This is a genomic window from Streptoalloteichus tenebrarius (genome assembly GCF_024171885.1).
GTDB lineage: Bacteria > Actinomycetota > Actinomycetes > Mycobacteriales > Pseudonocardiaceae > Streptoalloteichus > Streptoalloteichus tenebrarius.
Window position 1 is genome coordinate 17,143 of sequence record NZ_JAMTCP010000016.1, and the last position, 13,702, is coordinate 30,844.

General features: G+C 72.6%; 9 protein-coding genes. 5 read left to right on the forward strand and 4 right to left on the reverse strand.

What is annotated here, in order from left to right:
- Nucleotides 1-148 precede the first annotated feature (148 nt).
- Nucleotides 149-2,011 (reverse strand): glycoside hydrolase family 15 protein, encoded by a 1,863-nt coding sequence (locus tag LX15_RS15255; RefSeq protein WP_253670248.1) that lies wholly within the window; start codon nucleotides 2,009-2,011, stop codon nucleotides 149-151.
- 39 nt (nucleotides 2,012-2,050) lie between these two features.
- Nucleotides 2,051-4,732 carry a glycoside hydrolase family 2 protein gene (locus LX15_RS15260; protein WP_253670249.1) on the reverse strand — a complete coding sequence of 894 codons (2,682 nt, stop codon included), beginning with the start codon at nucleotides 4,730-4,732 and terminating at the stop codon, nucleotides 2,051-2,053.
- Nucleotides 4,733-4,832: 100 nt separating this feature from the next.
- Here LX15_RS15260 and LX15_RS15265 point away from each other — a divergent pair, with 100 nt between their 5' ends.
- The 5 genes from LX15_RS15265 (at nucleotide 4,833) to purM (ending at nucleotide 10,712) form a co-directional block, all read left to right on the forward strand.
- Complete coding sequence (locus LX15_RS15265; protein ID WP_253670250.1) at nucleotides 4,833-5,207, forward strand: sterol carrier family protein; 375 nt, start codon at nucleotides 4,833-4,835, stop codon at nucleotides 5,205-5,207.
- A 193-nt stretch (nucleotides 5,208-5,400) separates the two neighbouring features.
- The gene (locus LX15_RS15270; protein ID WP_301304644.1) at nucleotides 5,401-6,168 is read left to right on the forward strand and encodes a maleylpyruvate isomerase N-terminal domain-containing protein; all 768 of its coding nucleotides are present in this window, start codon (nucleotides 5,401-5,403) and stop codon (nucleotides 6,166-6,168) included.
- A gap of 319 nt (nucleotides 6,169-6,487) precedes the next feature.
- Nucleotides 6,488-7,336 carry a type IV toxin-antitoxin system AbiEi family antitoxin gene (locus tag LX15_RS15275; RefSeq protein ID WP_253670252.1) on the forward strand — a complete coding sequence of 283 codons (849 nt, stop codon included), beginning with the start codon at nucleotides 6,488-6,490 and terminating at the stop codon, nucleotides 7,334-7,336.
- A 672-nt stretch (nucleotides 7,337-8,008) separates the two neighbouring features.
- Nucleotides 8,009-9,535 (forward strand): amidophosphoribosyltransferase, encoded by a 1,527-nt coding sequence (gene purF, locus LX15_RS15280; RefSeq protein ID WP_253670341.1) that lies wholly within the window; start codon nucleotides 8,009-8,011, stop codon nucleotides 9,533-9,535.
- Between the two features lie 70 nt (nucleotides 9,536-9,605).
- Complete coding sequence (gene purM / locus LX15_RS15285; protein WP_253670253.1) at nucleotides 9,606-10,712, forward strand: phosphoribosylformylglycinamidine cyclo-ligase; 1,107 nt, start codon at nucleotides 9,606-9,608, stop codon at nucleotides 10,710-10,712.
- Between the two features lie 382 nt (nucleotides 10,713-11,094).
- Here the strand turns inward: purM and LX15_RS15290 are convergent, their stop codons facing one another.
- The gene (locus LX15_RS15290) at nucleotides 11,095-12,585 is read right to left on the reverse strand and encodes a CoA-acylating methylmalonate-semialdehyde dehydrogenase (RefSeq protein ID WP_253670342.1); all 1,491 of its coding nucleotides are present in this window, start codon (nucleotides 12,583-12,585) and stop codon (nucleotides 11,095-11,097) included.
- An 86-nt stretch (nucleotides 12,586-12,671) separates the two neighbouring features.
- A complete protein-coding gene (locus LX15_RS15295) occupies nucleotides 12,672-13,667 on the reverse strand; it encodes a LacI family DNA-binding transcriptional regulator (RefSeq protein WP_253670254.1) in 996 nt (331 codons plus the stop codon).
- Nucleotides 13,668-13,702: the final 35 nt, after the last annotated feature.

The window sequence follows — 13,702 nt, forward strand, 5'->3', positions numbered from 1 at the left end:
GGGCCGTCGAGGCGCCCCTTGTGGGGCGGCCGAGGGCTTTCCGGCCGCGGGGCGGGCGACGTTCGTCAAGGGGAGCGCCTCCGGCAGGGCCACGGCCACGGCGACGAACGGAGAGCCACCGACCGCCGGGTTCGGGCGAGCTGGCTCCCTACTTCCCGCCGTTGGCGCGGTCGCGCTCGTGCCGCTTCTTGCCGCCGAACAGGACCGCCGCGCTGTTGACCAACGCGAGGTGGCTGAAGGCCTGCGGGAAGTTGCCGCAGAAGCGTCCCTGGTCGGCGTCGTACTCCTCGGCGAACAGGCCCACGTCGTTGGCCAGGCCCACCAGGCGGCCGAACATGGCCGCCGCCTCCTCCCACCGCCCGGCGAGCGCGAGCGCGTCGACGAACCAGAACGAGCAGGCGAGGAACGACGCCTCCCTCCCCGACAGACCGTCCACATGAGACCGTCCACTGTGGGTGGAGTACCGGTCGACGAGGTCGCCGTGGCGCAACTCGCGGTCGATCGCGGCGAGCGTGCCCAGCACCCGCTCGTCGTCCCCTGGCAGGAAGCCCACGGCCGGGATGAGCAGGGTCGCCGCGTCCAGGTCCGTGCCCCCGTAGTACTGGGTGAACGCGCCGATCTCGTCGTTCCAACCCCGGTCGAGCACTTCGGCGCGCACGGTCTCCCGCAGCTCCCGCCACCGCTCCACCGGGCCCGGCAGGCCGTGTTGCTCGACCGCCCGCACCGCCCGGTCGAACGCCACCCACACCATGACCCGTGAGTGCGTGAAGTGCCGTTCCGGCCCGCGCACCTCCCACAGGCCGCGGTCGGGCTGCTGCCAGACGTGTTCGAGGTGGCGCATCATGCCGCGCTGCACCGCCCAGGACTCCGGGCTCTCCTCGAGACCGCGCTCCCTGGCCAGGTGCAACGCGTCCATCACCTCGCCGTAGACGTCGAGCTGGAGCTGGCGGAACGCGGCGTTGCCGACCCGCACCGGGCGCGCGCCCCCGTAGCCGGGCAGCCAGTCCACCTCCCACTCGACCAGGTGCCGCTCCCCCTCGATGCCGTACATGATCTGGGCGCTCGCCGGGTCCCCCGCGGTGGCGCGCACCAGCCAGTCCCGCCACCGCTCCGCCTCCTGGGTGCAGCCGAAGTTGTCCAGGGCGAGCAGGGTGAAGGTGGCGTCCCGCAGCCAGCAGTAGCGGTAGTCCCAGTTCCGCTCGCCGCCGAAGGACTCCGGCAACGAGGTGGTCGGCGCGGCCACCACGCCCCCGCTGGGGTCGTAGACGAGCGCCTTGAGGGTCGTCAGCGAGCGGTGGACCGCGTCGGCGTGCGGCCCGTCGTAAGTGATGCGCCGCGACCAGTCGCGCCAGAAGCGCTCCGTCTCGGACACGGTCCGCTCCACGTCCAGCGCCGGGGGCATGGGCTTGTGCGCCGGACTCCACTGCATCGCCCACGACAGGCGCTGCCCCGCCGCGATCGTGAAGACGGCCTCGTGGGCCCGCTCGTCGCGGGCGCGGTAGGGGAGGCGGTCGCCCCGGAGCACGACCGTGTGCGGACCCGCCACGGCGAGGATCGCCTGGCCCGGCCCGTCGTCGCACCGACGCACCCACGGGACGGCGTCGCCGTAGGCGAACCGCACGACCCACCGGAACCTGATCTCGACCTCGCCGGACACCCCCTCCAGCACCCGCACCACGCTCGGCTCGCTCTCGCGCTCCCTGTCGTGCGGCGGCATCGCGTCGACCAGGCGCACCACCCCGTCCTGGGTGTGGAACTCGGTCTCCAGCACCAGGGACGTGTCCCGGTAGCGGCGGCGGACCTCGTGGACCTCGGCCGTGGGGTGGATCCGCCAGTGCCCCTCGCCGCCGAGGATGCGGGCGAAGCAGGACGGGGCGTCGAAGCGGGGCAGGCACAGCCAGTCGATCGAGCCGTCCCTGCCGACCAGCGCGGCGGTGCGCAGGTCGGACAGCAACGCGTAGTCCTCGATGGGACTGCCCGACGGCAGCGGTCGCTCGTGATGACGTGGCATCTCCCCCACGCTAGGCAGGGTGGCCGCGCGCGGCCACCGCTAACCCACTCGTGGCGTGTTCCACCCCGTGACCTCCACGTGGGGCCGTGCGCCGCCGAGGTCGCCGGCCCGGTACTCGGCCCGCAACTCGGTCGACTCGCCCGGCCAGAGCGTGACGTAGTTGTCGCTCCACCGCACCGGCGTCACCTGGTCGCCGTCCGGCCCCCGGCGCAGGTTCGCCCGCAGGAAGAACGCGGCCGGCCCGCTCCCGGCCGGGTTGCGGATCGTCACGACGGTGCGCAGCGTCCCGTCGGGTCCTGGCTCGGTGCGCACACTGGTCGCGATCCTCGCCTCGGGCATGCTCTGGAGCCCCGTGTAGTCAGCGCCACTGGTGATCGGGGTGTGCCACCAGGTCGAGTTGGCGTAGTCCAGCTCGTCGACGCGGTCCGACAACCAGTAGACGTTCCGGTCCACCTGCCTGCCTTCGGAGTCGAGGAGGAGCAGCCGCAGCAGATGGGTTCCCTGGCTTCGGGGCACCGTGAGCGCGCGGAGGGCGGAACCACTGCCGACGTCCCTCCCGCCGACCGTCTCGTCGGCCAGGACCGTGCCGTCCACGGAGAAGACGGTGGAGCGGACCGTGAGCCCGCGCGCGTCCTTCGGACCGGTGTTGACGATGACGGCCGAGCGGTCGTCGTAGGAGTACTGGACATGCAGGGGGCGCAGCGCGTTCTTCGCGCCGAAGTAGGAGCCCGCCGGTGCGAGGTTGTAGTCCCACAGATGCCAGTAGAGCGTCGGCCAGGCGTTGTTGAGCATCCAGTAGATGACTCCGGTGGCCGGCCGTGCCGGGTCGGAGAAGTCCCTCCCGAACGCCTCCATCTGGGCCCGGTTGGCCTCGTAGTTCATCAACTGCGCCTTGCGGAGGAAGTCGTCCCGGTCACGCGGCGGCCCGTGGCGGAGGTTCATCGCCCTGGCGAACAACGTGAGCGTGCCGAAGACCTCCTTCTGCGCGAGGTGGTAGTGCCGCCGGTCCGGATGACGCCACAGGTCCTCGATCTCCGCCGGCGACAGATAGCGGCGCAGTGAGTCCAGCTCGGGGATCGTCGGTCCCGGCCCGACCTCGGAGGCGAAGCCGAAAGCCCCGCCGAGGCGGTCGTTGTACCAGTAGTTCGGCGGCACCCACCAGTAGGGACCGTCCATCTTCATCCCGGACGTCCCCAGCTCCGGCGAGCTGAGCCGCTTGGCGGACGAGATGATCGGGGTCTGCCAGTCCACCGACCGGAACGCGTCGAGGTAGGCCCGTTCCACGGCGGCGGGCGGGGCCGCGTCGCTGCCGACGAGGAAGCCGATGACGCTCGGGTGGTCCCGCAACCGGCGCGCCTCGGACCTGGCCGACGCGGCGGCGACGGCCAGGTCGGAGTCCGTCCAGGTGCCGTACTTCTCCCACTTGGTGCAGCACTCCCACCCGGGCAGCACCATGATGCCCATCCGGTCGGCGAGCTCCACCAGCTCGTGGTCCTCCTGCTTCCCCTCCAGGCGCAGGGTGTTCAGCCCGAGGTCTCGCACGTACCGGAGCTGGTCGGCCAGGCGTTGCGGTTGGGTGCGCAGGAACAGGTCCGAGGCCCACCCCGCGCCCCTGATCAGCAGCGGACGGCCGTTGATCTCGAACCGGCGGTCGCCCTGCGCGTTCAGCGGGGCCTTGACGTCCCGGATACCGAACGTGCTGCCCCGTTCGTCGGAGACGGCGCGGTCCACGCGGGCGGTGAGGTCGAGCCGGTAGAGGGGTTGGTCACCGAGCTGCGCCGGCCACCAGACCCGGGGATGGCGCAGGACGAGCTGGGGGTGGGCGTCGGGGGCGAAGGTGACCGTGCGGGTCTCGCGCGGCGGCAGCTCGACGGTCTGCCGCAGCCGGATCGACCCGACGCGACCGTCGATTTCCGTCCTGAGTGGCCGGTCGGTGTTGTTGCGCACCTCGGCCCGCACCGTGAGGTCGGCGCGGTCAAGACCGGGCAGGGCCAGGGCGGTCGACACGCGACTGTCCACAAGGGACACCGGGCCGGTGGTGGCGAGCTGGACGTCCCGCCAGATCCCCGTGTTGTTGTCCGGAGGGGGCGGGCTCCAGTCGAGGAAGCTCACCAGGAGTTCCTTGTTGGGGTCGCCGGGGATCGCCTTGATGGCGAGGGCGTTGCGCCCCGACCGCAGGTGTTCGGTGATGTCCAGCTCCTGCGCGGGATAGGCGCCGGCGACCTGGTCACCGCCCGCGATCCTCGTGCCGTTGAGCCAGATCTCGCCCCGTGCGATCACGCCGCCGTTGAGGCGGAGGAAGGTGTGCCGCCCCGGCCGTGGCTGGGCGACGAACGTCCGCCGGTACCACCAGGGAACCGTGAAGTCGGCGGGATTGACGGCGTCCCGCAGGTTGGTGGAGTAGTTGAGGTCCGGGTAGCGGCCGTTCTCGATCAACCCCGCCATCACGGTCGACCGGGCGGAGACGCGGAGCCAGCCCCGGGCCGGGAAGCCCGGACGGGAGACGACCTCGCCCGGCGCGGTGTCCACGGCGGAGGACTGGAGCTGCCAGTTCGGGATCGTGCTGACCTCGCCGGGGCGGCTCGGGGCCGCGGCGTCGGGCGGGGCCGCGCCGGGCGACGCGGCGTCAGCGGCGTCAGCGGCGACGGCGGGGGCGCTGAGGGCCAGGACCAGGGCCAGACAGAGCAGCGGGACGAGTCGTGCGGATCGACGCGGGGCCATCGCACCTCCTCGGGGCGCTTCGGCAGGAACCCTTCCAAAGTGGCTGGTTCACCGCAATGCTCCCTCAGTGGTAACCCGTCAACCTCTCTAGGCTGGGGCCGTGCCCCGACGGACCGTCGATCCCCACGAACTCCGCGCCGCCGTGCACCGCGTCTCGCCCTGGCTCGACGGCGCCGAGGAGGAGCCGCCCCGCACCGACCTGGCCACTGCGGTCCGCCTCAGCCTGCGCACCCTGGAACACGTCGCGCCCGGTCGCAGCGTCGAGGTCCGGGTCCCCCCGTTCGCCGTCGTCCAGTGCGTCGAGGGACCGAGGCACACCCGGGGCACGCCCCCCAACGTGGTCCAGACCGACCCCCGCACCTGGCTCGAACTCGCCACCGGCCGCCTCGCGTGGGCCGACGCGCTCGCGGACGGCCGGGTCGACGCCTCGGGCAGCCGCGCCGACCTCACCGCCTGGCTTCCCCTCGTCCGCTGACACCGGCGGTGTCCGTCATCCGGACACGCATTCGCCTCGCCATTCGCGATATGCGCATTCGCCCGTCGGCCGCGCCATGGCGGACAGATCACTCTTCGCCTCCGATTGGCACACCTGGGGCAGGTCCGAACGTGTGGTGTTTCCCGACCAGCTCACCCATTCTCGGTGCGGAGTTCACATCGCGCGCGGCACTATGTGTCTCCGTCTAACCGAGGAGGGGGATGTGCGAACGGTGTTGGGCGTACAACGGTGGCTCAGTGCGTTCGACGAGCAGAGCCGGATGTTTCGGGACGCTGTGCGGGAGGCCGACGCGGACGCGCCGGTGCCGTCCTGCCCACCCTGGACCTTCGGCCAGCTCACCATGCACGTCGGGCGATTCCTGCAAACCGTGGGTGTCCACCTTCGGAGCGGAAGTCAGGAGCCGATGAGACCCGAGCCGTTAGTGACGGTTCCCGACCCTCTCGGATTCCTCGACGAGCAGGTGACCGCACTGCGCGAGGTGCTCGCCGCGACCCCGGGCAACCGCCCCGTGTGGACCTTCTCGCCCGCGGCCCCCCGGTTGGCCTGGTTCTGGCACCGCCGCGTCGCCCACGAGATGGCACTGCGGCGGTGGGACGCGCAGAGCGCCTCCCGCGCCCAGGCCCCGTTCTCCCGGGAACTCGCCCTCGACGGCGTCGACGAGGCGCTGGGGACGCTGCTCGCGGCGAAACAGGACGTGGACAGCCCGCTCGCGGCGAGCGGCACCGCCCTGGTGACGTGCGACGACGGCGACGAGTCGTGGCGGGTCAGGTTCGTGCCCGGCGAGGTCCCCGAGGTGCGACAGGTCAAACCGGGCGCCACCGTGACGACGGACGCCCGCGTGAGTGGCCGCGCCTCCTCTCTCTACCTGGCCCTGACCGGCAGGTGCCCGCTGAATGGCGAGGGCGACCCGGCGGTGCTCGCCGCGCTCCGACTCCGTTGAGCGGGTGCGGGCGGTAGTCCTCTTCTCACGCCCTCGCGGGAGTGTCTCCACGATTGACTGAGTTCCGGCAATTGCAGCCGAGAGTGCGAAAACCGGCCGAGGTCCGGCTCGTCCGCGTGGCCCGAATGCCCCCCGCGCACCCACCGGTCGCGACGGCGCGGCAGGGTTTGACAGGTTTCCGCCACCAGTTATCCACAGTCACCCGAATTCCTCCACAGGCTGGAGGTGAGGGGTTGGCGCGGAACGCTCCCGACGGCATCGTCGAGACATGCTCGAGATACCGGGAGCGAGACATGGAGCGTGTACACGAGAACAAGCGGTGGCAGCTCTCGGCGAACGAGGCCTGCGGACCGCGCTGCGGGTCGGCCGACTCCGCGAGCTGTGGACGGGGGTCCTCATTCCGCCCGACCGGGTGCTCGACCCGCTCACCCGGGCCTCCGCCGCCCTCTGGTTCGCCGGCGAGGGCGCCGTGTTGTCCGGACCCACCGCCGCCCTCGCCCACGGCTGCACGGCGGCGGAGGGACAGCGCATCCACGTGACCGTGCCCTACACCCGCTACCCACGCCGCCGGCCGGGGCTGTGCCTACGGCAGGGGCCGATCTGCGAGGAGGACGTGGTCGAGCTGGCCGGCCTCCGGGTCTTCGCCCTCGACCAGGTGATCGCGGAACTGCTCCGCCGCGACGGCGACGCGACCGCCCTCGCCTGCCTCGACCAGGCGTTGGGCGCCCTGGCCTCGCCGTACCGGGAGCGGTTCCGCGCCACCGTCCGCGCCCGCCTGGCGCGGCGGACCGACCGGCGCGGAGTCGCGCGGGCGGAACTGCTGCTCGATCTCGGGACCGGACTGCCCGAGTCGCCGAGGGAGAGCGCCCTGTTGTTGACCGTCGTCGACGCGGGGTTTCCGGTGCCCGTACCCCAACACGAGGTGTTCGACCTGGACGGCAACGCCGGCTACCGCCCCGACTTCGCGTGGCCGGAGCTGCGGATCGCGCTGGAGTACGACGGGTACGCGGCGCACGAGGACCGCGCGGAGGCCGACGCGGCCAGGGACGCCTGGCTCGCCGGCCGGGGCTGGATGACCATCCGCGCCAGGGCGGAGGACCTCCGCGACCCACGACGCCTGCTCGACGAGATCGCCCGCGCCTTCCGCGCCCGAGGCGCGGCGGCCTGACCGACACCACGACCTGACGACAGGAGGAGACCACCATGCGCCACACCGCCCTCGTTCCCACGGCGAGCCCCCTCGGGGAGCAACGCCGCCCAGGCTCGGCCCGACCACCGCCCCACGGATCTGGCCGCCGTCCTCGATGACGCGCCGCGACTCCCGGTACCCGGGACATCGGGAGCCGCCCTGTGTCAGCACGGCCGTCGCCGCGCGTCCTCCGCTCGGTGCGACCGGCGCCAGCGGCCACCACATCCGCTAGCTGCGCCGAGACACCGGCCGGGCGACACCGCCCGTACGTCAACCGACGGCGCATCCCACCAACCAATCGGGGCAACCACGCCACACGGACGGGGTATGGGGACAACACGCAACCGGGGATAGGGGAGGGAGGGGAGGGGGGTGGGGGGAGGGGCCCTCCCCCCACCCCCCTTTTGGGTGGGCGTGGCGGGGGAAAGGCGTGGTGGCGCGCAAGCGTTTGCGGTGGTGGTGGAAATGCGGCCGAACGGGTGCGTCCGAGTTTCGTAACGGTGTGATGGGACCGGTGCCACCCCCGGGGAGGGCGGGGTGTGAACCCGTTCGACTTACACTTGGGTGCAGTCGGCTGCCGTCGCGAGGGAGTTTTCGGTGGTCACCGACCCTTCCACCCCGGAAACCGGACCCTTCTACCCCGCGGGACCCCTGACCGATCCAGAACCGCCCAACCTCGACCGGGACACCCCGCGCGAGGAGTGCGGGGTGTTCGGTGTGTGGGCTCCCGGCGAGGAGGTGGCGAAGCTCACCTTCTACGGTCTCTACGCGCTCCAGCACCGAGGGCAGGAGGCGGCCGGCATCGCGGTCGCCGACGGCTCGCAGATCGTGGTGTTCAAGGAGCTCGGCCTGGTCAGCCAGGTCTTCGACGAACAGGTGCTGTCGTCCCTGCGTGGCCACGTCGCCGTCGGCCACAACCGGTACTCGACCACCGGCTCCACCACCTGGGAGAACGCCCAGCCGACCTTCCGCACCACCGCGGCGGGCAGCGGGCTGGCGCTCGGCCACAACGGCAACCTGGTGAACACCGCGGACCTGCTGACCAGGGCGCGCGAGCTGAACGCGTTGCCGGACGGCAACGGGGGCTCCGCGGCCAGCTCGGACTCGGACCTGGTGTGCGGGCTGCTCGCCGCCGGCGCGGCCGACACCGGCCTGGAGCAGGCGGCGATGGAGCTGCTGCCCACGCTGCGGGGCGCGTTCTCCCTCGTCTTCTGCGACGAGTCGACGCTGTACGCGGCGCGGGACCCGCAGGGCGTGCGCCCGCTGTGCCTCGGCCGGCTGGAGCGCGGCTGGGTCGTGGCGAGCGAGACCGCCGCGTTGGACATCGTGGGCGCGAGCTTCGTCCGCGAGGTCGAGCCGGGTGAGCTGATCGCCATCGACGAGGACGGGCTGCGGAGTTCGCGGTTCGCCACGCCCGAGCCCAAGGGCTGCGTCTTCGAGTACGTGTACCTGGCCCGCCCCGACACCACGATCTCCGGCCGCTCGGTCCACGCGGCGCGTGTGGAGATCGGCCGGCGGCTGGCGGCGGAGCACCCGGTCGAGGCCGACCTGGTGATCCCGGTGCCGGAGTCGGGCACGCCGGCCGCGATCGGCTACGCCCAGGCGTCCGGCATCCCCTACGGCCAGGGCCTGGTCAAGAACGCCTACGTGGGGCGCACGTTCATCCAGCCGAGCCAGACGATCCGCCAGCTCGGCATCCGGTTGAAGCTGAACCCGCTGCGGGACGTGATCCGCGGCAAGCGCCTGGTCGTCGTGGACGACTCGATCGTGCGCGGCAACACGCAGCGCGCGCTCGTGCGGATGCTGCGCGAGGCGGGGGCGCTGGAGGTGCACGTGCGGATCGCGTCGCCGCCGGTGCGCTGGCCGTGCTTCTACGGCATCGACTTCGCCTCCCGGGCCGAGCTCGTGGCGAACGGGCTGGACGTGGACGGCATCCGCCGCTCGATTGGCGCGGACTCCCTCGGCTACGTCTCGCTGGAGGGTCTGGTCGCCGCCACCGAGCAGCCGCGCAGCCGCCTGTGCGCGGCCTGCTTCGACGGGGACTATCCGATTCCGTTGCCGGACGAGGCCAGGATCGGCAAGTTCCTCCTGGAGGGCATCGAGCGGGGCGTGTCAGGGCAGGCCGAGCCCGTCCTGCCCTCCGCCTACGGCGCCGAGGACGCCGTGCGCCGCCCCTGAGGCGCCCCGGCGGCGCCGGGCGTCGTCCCCCCACCGCAGACCTCGACCGCACGCAGATGGAGCACCAGTCGTGACCACCCAGATCGAGAGCCCGAAGGCCACCTACGCGGCGGCCGGCGTCGACATCGCCGCCGGCGACGAGGCGGTGGAGCGGCTCCGCCCGTGGGCGGAGAAGGCGACCCGGCCGGAGGTCATGGGCGGGATCGGCGGGTTCGCCGGCCTGTTCCGGCTCCGGCTGGACCGGTGGAAGGAGCCCGTGCTGGCCTCGTCCACCGACGGCGTCGGCACCAAGATCGCCGTCGCCCAGGCGTTGGACAAGCACGACACCGTCGGCATCGACCTGGTCGCCATGGTGGTGGACGACCTGGTGGTGTGCGGGGCCGAGCCGCTGTTCCTCCAGGACTACATCGCGGTCGGCAAGGTGGTGCCGGAGCGCATCGCTGACCTGGTGAAGGGTGTGGCGGCCGGCTGCCAGCAGGCGGGTTGCGCCCTGCTCGGGGGCGAGACCGCCGAGCACCCGGGCCTGATGTCGCAGGGCGAGTACGACCTGTCGGCCACCGGCGTCGGCGTGGTCGAGGCCGCCGAGGTGCTGGGCCCGGAGCGGGTGCGGCCGGGTGACGTGGTGATCGCGATGGCCTCCTCGGGCCTGCACTCCAACGGCTACTCGCTGGCCAGGCACGTGCTGCTGGACATCGCGCGCATGCCCCTGTCGGGTCAGGTCGAGGAGTTCGGCCGCACCCTCGGCGAGGAGCTGCTGGAGCCGACCCGGATCTACGCCAAGGACTGCCTGGCGCTGGCGGCCGAGACCGAGGTGCGGACGTTCGCCCACGTCACCGGCGGCGGTCTCGCCGGGAACCTGGGGCGGGTGATCCCGAGGGGTCTGACCGCGGTGCTGGACCGGGGCACGTGGACGCCGGCGCCGGTGTTCGCGTTGATCGCGCAGCGCGGCCGGGTCGAGCGGGACGAGATGGAGCGCACGTTCAACATGGGCGTGGGCATGGTGGCGGTCGTCGCGGCCGAGGACGTGGACCGCGCGCTGGCCGTGCTCACCGCCCGGCACGTGCCGGCGTGGGTGGTCGGCGAGGTGTGCAAGAGCAGCACGTTGGAGGGCACGGACGCCGAGGTCGACGGTGAGGTGCCCCGGGCGTTGCTGCGGGGGGACCACCCTCGGTTCTGATCTGTTGTCGCGAGGCGGCCGCGCCCACCAGGGGCGGCCGCCTCGTCGTTTTCGGGGCCGGGTGCGCCGGCCGCGCGTCGTGGCCGAACCGGTGCGATCTGACCGGGTGTGGCCATCTGGCGGTGAGGTGAGCGGCGAGAGCCTCGGGGCGAGTCCGGACCGGTTCGTCAGGGAATCCAACCGCACCAAGGATCGGCGCAATGTCCAAAGTGGACATGGGGTAGGCCCGCGCCGCAGTGCCGGCCAGGCTGGGAGACACGGCGGAGCCGACCACGAGCGGGTCGGCTCCGCCGAGTTCATGGCGGCCATGAGGCAAGCCGCGATCACGACTGCCGCGCACGCCGAGGCGCGAGAGCGCGGGGTCGTACGCGACGCCTGATGGTCAGTGCTGCGCGGCTGTCGGCATGGCGAGGTCCACGCCGTGGTGACGCGGCCACCGCGCCGTGATCGCCTTCATGCGGGTGTAGAAGCGCACGCCGTCCATGCCGTGCACGTGCGTGTCGCCGAAGAGCGAGTCCTTCCAACCGCCGAACGAGTAGTAGGACATGGGCACCGGGATCGGCACGTTGATGCCGATCATGCCGACGTGCACGCGCCGCTGGTACTCGCGGGCGGCGAGCCCGTCGCCGGTGAAGATGGCGGTGCCGTTGCCGTACTGGTTGGCGTTGACCAGCTCGATCGCCGCCTCGGGGGTCGGCACCCTGACCACGGAGAGCACCGGGCCGAAGATCTCGTCCCGGTAGATCTCCATGTCCGGCGTGACGTGGTCGAACAGGGTGGGGCCGAGCCAGAAGCCGCCCGGGGTGGGCGCGACGCCCCTGCCGTCCACGACCAGTCGGGCGCCCTCCCGCACTCCGCTGTCCACATAGGACGCCACGCGGTCGCGGTGCGCCCGGGTCACCAGCGGGCCCATCTGCGAGGCCGGGTCGGTGCCGGGGCCGACCCGCAGCGCGGCCATCCGCTGCTCGATGGCCGGGACCAACCGGTCGGCCACGTCGCCGACCGCGACGACCACCGAGATCGCCATGCACCGCTCGCCGGCGGAGCCGAAGCCCGCCGACACCGCCGCGTCCGCGGCGACGTCGACGTCCGCGTCCGGCAGCACCACCATGTGGTTCTTCGCGCCGCCCAACGCCTGGACGCGCTTGCCGTTGGCGGTGCCGCGCGCGTACACGTGCCGGGCGATCGGGGTGGACCCCACGAACGACACCGCCGCGACGTCGGGGTGGTCGAGGAGCGCGTTCACCGCGGTCGCGTCGCCCTGGAGCACGGTGAGCACGCCCTCGGGCAGCCCGGCCTCGGCGAACAGCTCGGCCAGCCGCACCGACGCGGACGGGTCCCGCTCGGACGGCTTGAGCACGAAGGCGTTGCCGCAGGCCACGGCCACCGGGAACATCCACATCGGCACCATCACCGGGAAGTTGAACGGGGTGATGCCGGCGACCACACCCAGCGGCTGGCGCACCGAGTAGGCGTCCACGCCCCGTGAGACCTGCTCGGAGTGCTCGCCCTTGAGCAGGTGCGGGATGCCGCAGGCGAACTCGGCGACCTCCAGGCCGCGCTGGACCTCGCCGGCGGCGTCGTCGAGGACCTTGCCGTGCTCCGCCGTGATGATCTCGGCCAGCTCGGCGCGGTGCGCGTCCACGAGCTGGCGGAAGGCGAACAGCACCCGGGACCGCGCGGACAGCGAGGACTCGGCCCAGCCCTGCGCCGCCTTCGCGGCCGAGGCCACGGCCAGGTCCACGTCGGACTGGTCGGCGAGCGCCACCTGGCGGGCGACCTCGCCGGTGGCGGGCTGGAACACGTCGCCGCGGCGGGACGACGTGCCGCTCGTGCGGGCGCCGTCGATCCAGTGCGGCACGAGGTCCGGCAGGGAACGTGTCACGGGAATCCTCCTGCGGTTGGGGCTGCCCGGCTCGCCGGCCGGGGCGGTGCGGTTGCCGGGGTGTCGCCGGCGCGCTACCGGGGCGCGGTGGTGGCGCGGACGACCAGCGACGGGTGCAGCAGGTGGCGCACCGGGTCGGTGCGCTCCCCGCGGATGCGCTGCACCAGTGCCTCCGCGGCCAGCCGGCCCATCTCGTGGCGTGGCTGGTCCACCGTGGTCAGGGAGAGGTGGCGCAGGCCGGCCAGCGACGTGTTGTCGTAGCCGACCAGCGACACGTCGTCGGGGACGCGCAGCCCGGCCTCCTCCAGCGCGGCCAGCGCGCCGACCGCGTTGTAGTCGTTGGCCGCGACCAGCGCCGTGGGCAGGTCGGCCTCGCCGGCGGCGAGCAGGTCGCGGACCGCCCTGGCGCCGGCGGTGTCGGTGTACTCGCTGCGCACGACCAGGGGTTCCAGGCCGTGTCGGCGCATCGCCCTGTCGTAGCCGCGGCGGCGGAGCGCGGCCTGTGAGCCGCTGCCGCCGTCGAGGTGGGCGATCTTCTTGTGCCCGAGGGAGACCAGGTGGTCGACGGCCATCTCCGAGCCGGCCTCGCCGTCGTCGTTCACCGTGTCCACAGTGGACAGTCGGGTGGACCGGGCCACCAGGACGACGGGCTGCTGCTCGGCGGCGGCCGCGATGTCCGCCGAGGACACCACGGTGCCGAGCAGTGCGACGCCGGCCGGGCGGAAGGAGAGCAGGCTGCCCAGCGCTCGGCGCTCCCTGGCCGGGCTCCGGCTTCCGGTGTTGATGATCAGGTCGAAGCCCTGGTCCCTGGCCACCTCGTCGAGACCGTCGACGATCTCGGCGAAGAACGGGTTGTGCAGGTCGGAGACCATCACGCCGAGCACGGTGGAGGTGCGGCTGGCCAGCGAGCGGGCCATGGCGTGGGGGGAGTAGCCGAGTTCCTCGGCGGCGCGCAGCACCGCGCGGCGTCGTTGCTCGCTGACCTTGGGCGAGCCTCGCATCACCAGCGAGACCAGTGCCCGCGAGACGCCCGCGTGCCGGGCGACGTCCTCCATGGTGGGGCGGCCCACCGCTCCTCCCTGCCCCGGCTCTTGACCGGTTCCGT